The following is a 10,708-nucleotide window of genomic DNA, read 5'->3' as shown; positions in this document are numbered from 1 at the left end:
TTAGAGGAGCGATCTTGGGAAGCGGCGTCAGCAGACGCCGCACGAGGGTAGCCAGATGTGAAACGTCTGGATGAGTGTCCTCCCAAATCCTCCGCGCCCTGAAGGGGCGCCAGCAGGTCTCCCATGGAGTCGCTCACGCAGGTGAACCGCTCGCCGCGAACACCTATATCTTGGCGCGTCTCCAACGCGCCACTATTATTTGACCTGCTGTTCCAGACGTTGCACGTCTGGCTACCTTCTGTTTGCGCCTCCGGCGCAAGCTGGCCTCGGACGTTTTCCGTTCCGGAACGTTGCACGTCTGGCTACCTTCTGTTCGCGCCTCCGGCGCAAGCTGGCTTCGGACATTTTCCGTTCTAGCCGTTGCACGTCTGGTTACCTGCTGTTTGCGCCTCCGGCGCAAGCTGGCCTCGGACGTTTTCCGTTCCGGAACGTTGCACGTCTAGCTACCTGCTGTTTGCGCCTCCGGCGCAAGCTGGCCTCGGACGTTTTCCGTTCCGGAACGTTGTACGTCTGGCTACCTGCCGTTTGCGCCTCCGGTGCAAGCTGGCCTTGGACGTTTTCCGTTCCGGAACGTTGTACGTCTGGTTACCTTCCCACGAGCCGCTTGCCCGGCTCAGCAGGAACGAGTTTAGCATGAGGAAGGAATACCAAATGCCCACAGAAATCGGAGACGGCCGCTTGGCACGTTCTGCTGCTACTCTCCATGTCACTCCTCAAACACGGTCTTTCTCTGGACTATTTGGTATTACTTCATCGCTGCTTTGATCTCGTGCGTGGCGCGTCACTCATTTCAGAGCTGCTTTGATCTCGCCGGCTGGCGGAACCTCTTTATCCCAGATTTTCAACACCTGCTGATCGCGCACGAGCATCAGCCGTGGCGTTTCACCAGCAGCCAGGAGTTTCAAAAACTCCTTTTCGCCGATTTGACCAAGCGGGAAGGCCGGCTTATAGGTGTTGGCGAAAAGCACCCGGCGCCACTCTTCGTTTTTGCAGAGCGCGACCATCGGCGGCAACGCCGGGTCTTGCGTCAGCGCGTTCAGTTGGGGCACAGCAGCTTGGCAATGCGAACATTCTGTGTCCAGCAAAATCACCAGGTATTCGCCAATGCGAAGGTCGTACTGATCCAGCCCCTGAACTTGAAGAGTCTCCAGCTTCATGCCGGCCGTTCTCGGCTTAGACTGGCTGATGGCCGAAAGTGGGAATCCAAACACCATCGGAAGAGCCAATCCGACGACGAGGGTGAGCCCCATGACCCAACTTTTCAGGCGTGTGGGCGGTCTCTCCACGCGACGATGTCCGAACCACGCCACAACAATCGCGCCGAGGAACAACACGTCTTCCAGCATCGCTTGAGCCGGCGTCCGCTTGGCCCATGCGCCGAAGCAGCCACAATCCTCGGTGGCACCGGTCACCCACGCCCAGCCAATTGCGCCCATGAAAACAAGAAACAATGCGCCTGTCGCCAGCAGCGTGATTCGAGGACGATAAAAGAGGAGCAGCGCCACACCTAACACGCACTCAACAACAATCAAACCCCAGGCCGTCAGAGCGAGCGCCGTCCGGTTTGAGATGATGTCGTAGTCTTTGATCTGTTTGATGAACATCTCCAGGTCTGTGGACTTCAACACGCCGGCAACCAGTAACACGACGCCGACCGCTCCGGCCAGCAAACGTGTTACCCACCAACGCCAGTCTCTGGATTCCTCTGTCAACGTAGCCAATGTCGCGCGATCTTCACTCATGCCTTTCTCCTAATCAGGTGCGCCGGGAGCGCACGCATCATGCGTGCTTGTTGGCACTGATAGCCCGGCACGCTCCAAGCATGCCCTCCCAGATTTTCATCATTCGTGGCGTTCCGACGCACATGGCCGATTCCTCTATGAATCAGTTCGTAGTGAGCCGGTGATCGCCCTCTAAAGCGCCATCAACGGCGCTGCTACGAACCTCCAATTGCTCGTGACCCAAACGGCCAATAATAATCGGCTCTTTGAGCGCCACAGTCAAGCCGGTCGCGGATGCGCAAAGGAATCGCCATTATGCTCCGCGCACGCCACGAAGGATGAAAATGGTTATTTTCAAGGGAATCACTCATGGGCAATGAGCCCACAACGAACGATGAGAATTCTATTTTCAGAGGAGCATGCGTTTTGGAGTGCGGCGGCAAGCCCGCAGGGCGCGACGCCGCTTTGGCCTGGTGCGTAGTGTTGGGACGGAAAGCGCCGTCGCCGCTTCGCTTTGCCGGCGCACTCCAAGATAAGGTCAGGAATCGGCCATGAGCCCAGGCTCGTCACGAAGCATGAAAATGAAGCACAGACGGGAACGCCTGTGCCACTTTTTCAGAGGAGCATGCGTTTTGGAGTGAGGCGGCAAGCCCGCAGGGCGCGACGCCGCTTTGGCCTGGTGCGTCGTGTTGGGACGGAAAGCGCCGTCGCCGCTTCGCTTTGCCGGCGCACTCCAAGATAAAGTAGCATTGCGCGAGTCGTGGCAACTGCCCTCTGTTTCTTCCGCTCGTGTCCGGGTGTTCGTCATTCTTGCGTTCGTGTCCGGGTGTTCGTCCTGTTTATCGCGCCAGGATCGTCTCCTGTTTTCCTGTGTCAGGAACTTTCACCCAGAGCACGCTGTTGATCCGGTCATGCGTCCAGCCTTGTTCGCGGCGACGCAGCTCGGCCAGCGTGTTGACACGATTCAACGAGCGCCCGCTCCATTCTACTTGACTCGGCACGTGATCAACGCCGACAAATTTCACTTCGTAGGCGCGCGGAGCCAGCGCATAGTTGCCTTCTCGTTGGCCGATTTCTAACATCATCTGTTCGGATGTGCGCCGGTAGCGCCAACGCGTCCGCGCATACCTGCCCTGTTGGTACTGAAGGCTGAATCCATCGTCTTCGTACAACGAGCCGACAGCTTCGGCAGAGGGAAAGACCACCAGGATGAGCGGATTGATCGGCGCTTCGTCAGTGTATTGCGCGACCGGCTGCGTGGGCACCAGAGCGCCACCACGCACAAACAACGGCAAGAGATCGAGTGGGGCGGCCACCTCAACGGTTTTCGGTCCGACCAGTTTCTCGCCGGTCCAGTAGTTGAACCATTCACCGGCTGGCAAGTAAACCTGTCGGCTCGTGGCGCCCTCGGTCAACACCGGCGCAACCAAGAGGTCTGACCCGATAAGAAATTGCGTGTCGAGCCGATATGTAGCGCGGTCGGTCGGATACTCCAGCATCAACGGCCGCATCACGGGCAGGCCTGTTCGCGCCGCTTCTTCAAAGACGGTGTACAGATAGGGCAGCAATTGATACCGCAGCTCAATGGCGCGACGATTGATCGCTTCATAAGCCGGCCCATACGACCATGGCTCTTGATCGTTGGTGTCTTTAGCCGAATGCGTTCGGCAAAGTGGACCCAATGCGCCGCTTTGCAAAAAGCGCGTGTACAATTCCGGCGTCGGACTAGCGATGAATCCACCAATATCCGGTCCCACAAACGGCTGTCCCGACAATCCCATGTTCAACACCATCGGAATCCACAACTGCAGATGCTCCCAGTTGCTGGTATTATCGCCCGTCCACGTTGCTGCATAGCGTTGGCCGCCGGCGAAACTGGCGCGTGTCAGCACAAAGGGGCGCTCCTCGGGACGCAGTTGCCGCAGTCCTTCAAACGTGGCGCGAGCCATCAACATTCCGTACACATTATGCGATTTGCGGTGGTCCGTGCGACGGCCACGATCATCGTGGATCGCGTCAAGCGACATGGTGCGGTCTGTTTGCCGATCGGTCTGGACAAACGCGGCAGGCTCGTTCATGTCGTTCCAAAATCCTTTGACGCCGGCTTGCACCAATTCTCTGTACAGGCCGCCCCACCACGCGCGTGTCAGGTCGCGGGTGAAGTCGGGAAACACGCACTCGCCCGGCCATACCGGCGCGGTGAACAAAGCACCGTCGGGCATCCTGATGAAATGTTCGCCGCGGAGGCCTTCCTCATAGACCCAGTAGCCGGGTTCTTTCTTGATGCCTGGATTAATGATCGCGACAACCTTCATGCCCACATCGGCGAAATCGGCGATCATCTGCTCAAACGTTGGAAACCGCTTCCGGTCAATCGTGAAACTGCGATACCCGTCCATGTAATCAATGTCCACATAAATCACATCGCAGGGGATCTGGCGTTGACGAAACGTAGCGACGATCTGACGCACGCGGCTTTCCGGCTCATAGCTCCAACGACATTGTTGGTAACCGAGCGCCCAACGCGGCGGCAGCGGCATGCGTCCGGTGAGCTCCGTGTACCGCTCGATGACTTTCTTCGGGTCTGGTCCGTAGAAAAAATAGTAGTTCAGCTCGCCGCCCTCAGCGCCAAACGACCATTGATCACGGCGCGTCTTGCCCAGATCAAAGCTGCTGCGATAGGTGTTGTCGAAAAAGATGCCATAGCTGATGCCTTGACGCAGCGCGAGCACAAACGGAATGGACTGATAGAGCGGATCGGAACCCCACCGGTACCCGTAGGCGTCGGTGTTCCAGTTCACAAACGACTGTCCGCGATGTTCCAACCAGGACGCGCGCTGCCCCAAGCCATAATAGTGCTCGTCCGGCGGCATCGTCTTCCAGACGCGAACTTCCTTGCCTTCCCAACTCATGCCCTTGGCGGGATCATCCTGCGTCAGCACGCGACCGCTCTTATCCCGGATGGTGATCCGACATGGCGACTTGTTGATCTCCACGATCAGTTCCGGCCCAGACAGGCGCAGCAGCGTCTTAGAATCGCTCAGTTCAACTGGTACAGCCGGCCACTCCGTTTTCACCACCGCCCAACTCTCATCAGGAGCAAGCGCGCGTCCCGGCGCCATTCGCACACGCACCAGGTCAGCGGCCAACACTGTGACTTCAACCTGCGCCGTCTGACAATCCAACATCACGCGATTCTGTTCACGCTTGACAGCTCGAACGGCGCCGACCGATTGCCATTGTCCCAGCGCCGGCGTTGCTGCCAACCAATAAACAGAGACTAGATGAATGAGGGCGATGAGCCAGCCTGATAAGGCTCGTGAACGGCGCCACCGTGTCCACCAATCCTGTTTCACGTTAAACCTCCCGGAAAACGGCCACAGAAGGCACAGAGAACACAAAGGAGGCAAGGCTCTCGGTGAACTCTGTGACCTCGGTGGCCCCATCTTCATCCGTCGTGGCATGCTGTCGCATAAGGGCGATTCCTGGGAAATAAACCCGGAGTGGAGACCAAAAACCAACGAGCTCCGTCCCCCGCCTTCCGTTTCCGCCTGTGTCCAGCTTTCGGTCGCCGTCGCCCGTCTGCGGTCTCTCTTCTGCTAGCCAGCTTTCTTCAACAACACTTTGTCTTGATAGCTCAGTACGACCTGTTGACGCTGATTGACCACTTCAGTGGCGAAGGTAAGCAAACCGCTGTGCTCATCACGGTCTTCTTTGGATTCGACGCGCTTGCGAACCCACAGTGTATCGCCGATGAACACAGGCTGCCGAAATCGCAAGCGGTCAATGCCGTAAAATGCAATCAGCACGTCGTCAAGCAATCCCATGCGAACAGCCAATCCCGTCGAGATACTGAAAGTGAGCGCTCCGTGCGCGATTCGCTGACCGAAATATCCTTTGTCGGCGAACTCGCGATTGACGTGCAGCTCGCTCCAATCGCCGGTCAATCCGGCAAAGTTGATGATGTCAGCTTCGGTAATGGTGCGGCCGGCTGAGACAAATTCCTGGCCTGGTTCCAATTCGTCAAAAAATTTTCCCATACTCGTTTTACTTCACTCGGCGGTTGTTAGAATCCCCAGGGTTGCACTTGATCTACCTTCAACAGACGCAAGTAGGTGACCAATTGACCTCGGTGATGGCTCTCGTGTTCGCACAATCCTAAGATAATTTGCTGCGCCGTGAGGCTCCATCTACTGCCCTGATAGAGTTGCATCAATTGTTCATCCGACTGATGAGCGATCCAATTGATCAGCTCTTGATGCGTGATCTCCAGACTCTGGACTTCGTCGGTCAAGCTGGAGATTTCGCCGATGACAGCAGGCAAATCCATCGCCAGCCGAACGCTGAGAAATTCGTCCAGCTCCCATGCGCGACGCAATACTTTGAGCCAGGCCATGTCCGCTTGTCCAATGTGATGGATCAACTGGCCAACAGACAACACCCCGTCCGTCGGTCGCCAATTGAGCATCTCTTCGGTCACGCGCTGGATGATCGGCATTGTCCGCGCGCGAACACTGTTCTTGTGATCAATTAACGCCTGGCGAAGGCTCATGCTTGGCTCCGTCACGGCTCAATGATCTCAAAATGGGAGATGTCGGTCACAGCGCCCGTTCGTTCACCGTCAGGCTTGAACACAGCTTGAACGCGCTGACCGATGCGCAGTCGGCTCAAATCCGTCTCTCGCAAAAAGTGCGGGAACCGATTCGAGCAACCATCAAGCTGAATGATCGCATAGCCGTAAGGAACAGGTCGTTCAACGCCGGTGAACGGGTCAATGAACGGAAAGTTGATGACCGAAAATGTGGCCAGCCTCCCTTGTGGCCCCACTTCGACAAATTCCTTCATCGGCCCGTAACACTGATTGCAGACCAGTCGCGGCGGCGTCAGCACGATGGAACAACGCTCACACTTTGTTGCCAGGATTTTGCATTCGTCGCGCAACGCGATGAGAAACCGGCTGACGTACCGACCAGCCGAGTAGGCATACGGCAAACGCGCATGCAGATTGATGTAGAGCGGTTTTTCCAGAGGTTCCTGATTCATAGGCGATCCGAGAGAATGAATACTTCATTCCAATATGAACCACCGAAGCCGGTGGCTAGCGCCGTCTTGGCGCCTTCGACTTGACGAGCGCCGGCTTTGCCTTGAATTTGTAATGCTGCTTCAGCCACGCGGATCAAAGCAGTGGCGCCAATCGGATTGGTCGAGATGACGCCACCGGATGGATTGACGGGAATGTCTCCTTCCATCGTGATGGAGCCATCATCAATCAGTTTGCCGCCCTCGCCGGGGCCGCAAATATGCAGGTGTTGAATCCACGCCACGAGGGCATAACTGGCCGGATCGTATAGCTCGATGACGTCCAGTTCTTTGCGTGGGTTGGTGATGCCAGCAATCTTGTAGGCCTCAATCGCTGCCGATTCAAGCGTGCTCCGGTCCCACCAGACATCGCCGATGTAAGGATGATTGTGGCGGCATACGGCTGCTTTGATCCAGGCCGGTCGCGGGCAGAGCCGGCGCGCGCGATCCTCACTGGCGAAAATCACCGCGCACGCGCCATCCGATGTCGGACACATGTCCAGATAGTGAATCGGATAGGCAATCATCGGGGAATTGAGCACCATCTCAACGGTCAGGTCATGTTTCAAATGCGCATGGGGATTGTTTTGCGCATTCTTTCGCGCCATGACCGCCGCTTTGGCGAAATGCTCTTGGCTGAGCCCGTAGGTGGTCATATACAAATTCGCTTCGATAGCCAATCCACCGATGGCTCCGGCCAGCGTCAATCGCTCAACGATCGGATCAAATGCCGTGATGATACCAGCCGTGGTATCGCTTTCGGACAATTTCTCCCATCCGATGGCCAAGACCGTATCGAATAACCCGGACGCGCAATGATAATATGCGCCGGCAGCCACTGACGTGCCCGTTGTCCCGCCGGTGGCGATTTTCATGCACGGTTTCATGACCGCGCCGGAGCCTTCCGAGGCCCACATATCCGACAGATTGATACCCTCGAAATGCTCCATGTTGCCGATGACGACGGCGTCAATGTCGTCAATCGTCAACTCGGCGTCGGTCAGCGCGCGATCAACGGCTTCCCGAATCATCTCCGGGATGTTCACGTCTTTGCGACGTGACGTATGATTGGTTTGTCCGCTTGCAATGATAGCAACGTTTTTAGGCATGTTATCTCTCCGCCGACAAAATCCAGACGCAGTGAGTTTGACCACAGAATCCGAAACTGCCGTGTGCCAGCGCCGTTTTGGCATGAGGGATTTGATGTTCGCCAGCTTCGCCTCGTAGTTGCAGCACGCACTCTATGACACGAACCAAGCCGGCTGCCAGGAAGGCATGCGCCGCTAACAGGCCGCCTGACGGATTAACCGGCAACGAGCCGTTGATTGCCGTGACGCCGGATTTGAGCAGTTGGACACCTTCTCCCGGTTGACAAAATCCGAGCGCTTCCGTCCACATGAGCTCCTGATAGGAATATGCGTCGTAAATTTCGGCCACGTCGAGCTGCTTCAACGGATCGTCAATGCTGGCCATCTGGTAGGCGCGCCGGGCTGCCGCGGCTAAGGCTGGCGAGGTGGTCAGGTCGCGGTCTCCCAAGTAATAACCATCCTGACAATGGCCGACGCCTTTCAACCAAACAGGCTTATCAGTAAATCGGCTCGCCACATCAGCATGAGCCAGCAACACGGCGCAGGCGCCGTCAGAAATAGGCGATGCATCCAGCGTCTTAATCGGCTCGGCCAGATACCCGGAGTTCATGACGTCGTCCACCGTGAAATCACCAGCCACCTGCGCATAAGGATTTTTCTTCGCATTGGCTAGATTCTTCACCGAGACCAACGCGACGTCCTGTTCCGTGAGGCCGTACTTCTGCATGTAGGCGCGCGCCTGGAGAGCCGAGGCCACGTGAAAATCAATGCCAAGCTGACGTTGGTAGACCGGATCGAACGCAGCGTTGGCGATCAGGTTGGGCGCGCCTTCCGACCCTTTGCTGTGCGCCACCACCAGTGTCGTCTTGAATTGCCCGGATAAGATACGCATGGCGCCGTAGAGCAACGCGAGTGTGCCATCTGAGGAGACTTTTGACTCCGACTTCATATATGCGCCGACCGCGCTCTGGATCGCCATGCTCGAAATGGTGCGGCCATCCCAGAAATCGGACGAAGCCGTCACAATGTTGTCCACGTCCTGATGCGTCGCGCCTGTTTTTTCAAACAGCTCAGTCACCACGCCGTAGACCAACTCAGCATAATTAAGGTCTCGCTTTTCGCGCTCGAACTTCGTTTGTGCAACGCCGACAATGGCTATGTCTTCCATCTTTCTCTCTCAGCCTTGTGTAATCGGTTTGAAAAATTTCACATCCAGAATGTTCCCCTGCGGCGACTCAGCGAAAACGGCTTCCACACGCATACCGGTTTTGATCTCTGCGACGTTGACCTCGCTGACCAGATGAATGAACGCCGTGTCAGCGCCGTCAAGCTGAATCAACGCATAGGCGAGCGGCGGCGGCAACGGCTGAATCTGAGGTTCAGCGTAATGAACAACGGTGAAACTGGTGACCGTCCCGCGCGGTCCAACCTCGACCCAATCGGTCGTCTCGGTGAAGCAGCGACTGCACGCCTTGCGAGCAGGGAACAGAACACGTTGACAGCGTGGGCAGCGCGTGCCAAACAACTTACGATGTTCGGCAATCTCGCGATAAAATCGCGTGGCGTGCCGACCCGCTGCCCAGGCATAGGGAATACTGAGTGCCGTCCGATGAACGATGATTTCTTCACTCACTGGTTCTTTCTCCAAGAAAAGTGCTGGGAACCTGACCGCCGCATTCGAGCAGGTCCTTGGCCGCTTTGGTGTACTTCATTAGCACGCCCAAATTGCCCTTGATATTGATCTGTCCGAACATCATTGCCTTGACGGGGTCAAGCTCGCCGCGAAACAACTGTTTCCACCGATCGTAAGCGGCAGTGATGGTAAAACTGGCCGACGCGGCTTCCGTCGCGTCCACCAATCGCGCATCACGGCACTCGCCACGATAGAGGTCCAATAAAATGAATTTGTCTTCTGTCAGTCCGATATCCGGATTGGCTTTGATGACGCAACAGAGCGAGCCCGCCTCCCACGTGGCGCCCGATTCTTTATACGCGCCTTCGTTGATTCGCTGCTTAAATGAGGCGACCCACTCGTCGCTGGGAAACACGTACGACATTGAATCCTCCATGATGCTGGAATAAAAAGGTGGGGCATTATAGCACACCGTCTGCTGAATGAACAGTCATTCAGTCAGGCGCACTTGCCTTACCCCAGTTGTTGGAGAAAGGTCATGTTTGATGAAGCGACATGGAGAGTAGAACCAGCACTTCCCAGGCCGCAGCATTCGATTTTTCGTGCGCGTATGATGTTCCTGACTCGTGCTAAGCTCGTTTCTGCTGGGCCGCACGAGCGGCTCTGAGCAGGTCGCCAGACGTGCAACGTCTGGGAGAGAAAACGTCCAGGGTCAGCGTGTGCCGGAGGCGCAACCAGCAGGTAGCCAGACGTGCAACATTGAGAACGGGAGGCGAGCTGATCGAAGTGGGCCGCACGAGCGGCTCCGAGAAGGTCGCCAGACGTGCGAGGTTTGGGAAAGCAGATCAAACAATCATGGCGCGTTGGAGACGCGCCGAGAAGAAACAAGGCCAAACCATTTGCCAGAAGCCGAGGTGGTTGAAACTGGGCCGCGCAAGCGGCCTCAGAGCAGGTAGCCAGACGTGCAACGTCTGGAACAGCAGATCAAACAATTGCGGCGCGTTGGAGACGCGCCAAGACATAGGTGTTCGCGGCGAGCGGTTCATCTGCGTGAGCGACTCCATGGGAGACCTGCTGGCGCCCCTTCAGGGCGCGGAGGATTTGGGAGGACACTCATCCAGACGTTTCACATCTGGCTACCCTCGTGCGGCGTCTGCTGACGCCGCTTCCCAAGATCGCTCCTCTAA

Annotated in this window: 9 protein-coding genes; all 9 read right to left on the bottom strand. The window is 56.8% G+C overall.

All coding sequences use genetic code 11. The features are described from left to right. Positions 1-785: 785 nt before the first annotated feature. Complete coding sequence (locus NZ823_17075; GenBank protein ID MCS6806841.1) at positions 786-1,742, bottom strand: hypothetical protein; 957 nt, start codon at positions 1,740-1,742, stop codon at positions 786-788. A gap of 818 nt (positions 1,743-2,560) precedes the next feature. Then, on the bottom strand, positions 2,561-5,077 hold the full coding sequence (locus NZ823_17070; protein MCS6806840.1) for a DUF4968 domain-containing protein: 2,517 nt from the start codon (positions 5,075-5,077) through the stop codon (positions 2,561-2,563). Between the two features lie 243 nt (positions 5,078-5,320). Further along, positions 5,321-5,761, bottom strand: coding sequence for a MaoC/PaaZ C-terminal domain-containing protein (locus NZ823_17065; protein MCS6806839.1), 441 nt, complete (start codon positions 5,759-5,761; stop codon positions 5,321-5,323). A gap of 26 nt (positions 5,762-5,787) precedes the next feature. After that, positions 5,788-6,273 carry a DinB family protein gene (locus tag NZ823_17060; protein ID MCS6806838.1) on the bottom strand — a complete coding sequence of 162 codons (486 nt, stop codon included), beginning with the start codon at positions 6,271-6,273 and terminating at the stop codon, positions 5,788-5,790. A gap of 11 nt (positions 6,274-6,284) precedes the next feature. Next, positions 6,285-6,764, bottom strand: a complete 480-nt coding sequence (locus tag NZ823_17055; protein ID MCS6806837.1) for an OB-fold domain-containing protein — start codon at positions 6,762-6,764, stop codon at positions 6,285-6,287. Beyond that, the gene (locus NZ823_17050; GenBank protein ID MCS6806836.1) at positions 6,761-7,909 is read right to left on the bottom strand and encodes a thiolase family protein; all 1,149 of its coding nucleotides are present in this window, start codon (positions 7,907-7,909) and stop codon (positions 6,761-6,763) included. The genes NZ823_17055 and NZ823_17050 overlap by 4 nt, the downstream gene beginning before the upstream one ends. A 1-nt stretch (position 7,910) precedes the next feature. Next, complete coding sequence (locus NZ823_17045; protein MCS6806835.1) at positions 7,911-9,056, bottom strand: thiolase family protein; 1,146 nt, start codon at positions 9,054-9,056, stop codon at positions 7,911-7,913. A 9-nt stretch (positions 9,057-9,065) separates the two neighbouring features. Then, the gene (locus tag NZ823_17040; protein ID MCS6806834.1) at positions 9,066-9,521 is read right to left on the bottom strand and encodes a Zn-ribbon domain-containing OB-fold protein; all 456 of its coding nucleotides are present in this window, start codon (positions 9,519-9,521) and stop codon (positions 9,066-9,068) included. Further along, a complete protein-coding gene (locus NZ823_17035; GenBank protein ID MCS6806833.1) occupies positions 9,514-9,945 on the bottom strand; it encodes an SCP2 sterol-binding domain-containing protein in 432 nt (143 codons plus the stop codon). Before NZ823_17035 ends, NZ823_17040 begins: the two co-directional genes overlap by 8 nt. Positions 9,946-10,708 lie beyond the last annotated feature (763 nt).

It is taken from the genome of Blastocatellia bacterium, assembly GCA_025054955.1.
Classification (GTDB): Bacteria; Acidobacteriota; Blastocatellia; order HR10; family J050; genus JANWZE01.
This window is presented reverse-complemented; position numbering and strand designations above follow the sequence as displayed.

What these genes read in the sequence shown, in the direction of transcription:
- NZ823_17075 (MCS6806841.1), bottom strand. Translation starts at nt 1,742, where the DNA reads ATGAGTGAAGATCGCGCGACATTGGCTACGTTGACAGAGGAATCCAGA.
- NZ823_17065 (MCS6806839.1), bottom strand. Translation starts at nt 5,761, where the DNA reads ATGGGAAAATTTTTTGACGAATTGGAACCAGGCCAGGAATTTGTCTCA.
- NZ823_17060 (MCS6806838.1), bottom strand. Translation starts at nt 6,273, where the DNA reads ATGAGCCTTCGCCAGGCGTTAATTGATCACAAGAACAGTGTTCGCGCG.
- NZ823_17055 (MCS6806837.1), bottom strand. Translation starts at nt 6,764, where the DNA reads ATGAATCAGGAACCTCTGGAAAAACCGCTCTACATCAATCTGCATGCG.
- NZ823_17050 (MCS6806836.1), bottom strand. Translation starts at nt 7,909, where the DNA reads ATGCCTAAAAACGTTGCTATCATTGCAAGCGGACAAACCAATCATACG.
- NZ823_17045 (MCS6806835.1), bottom strand. Translation starts at nt 9,056, where the DNA reads ATGGAAGACATAGCCATTGTCGGCGTTGCACAAACGAAGTTCGAGCGC.
- NZ823_17035 (MCS6806833.1), bottom strand. Translation starts at nt 9,945, where the DNA reads ATGTCGTACGTGTTTCCCAGCGACGAGTGGGTCGCCTCATTTAAGCAG.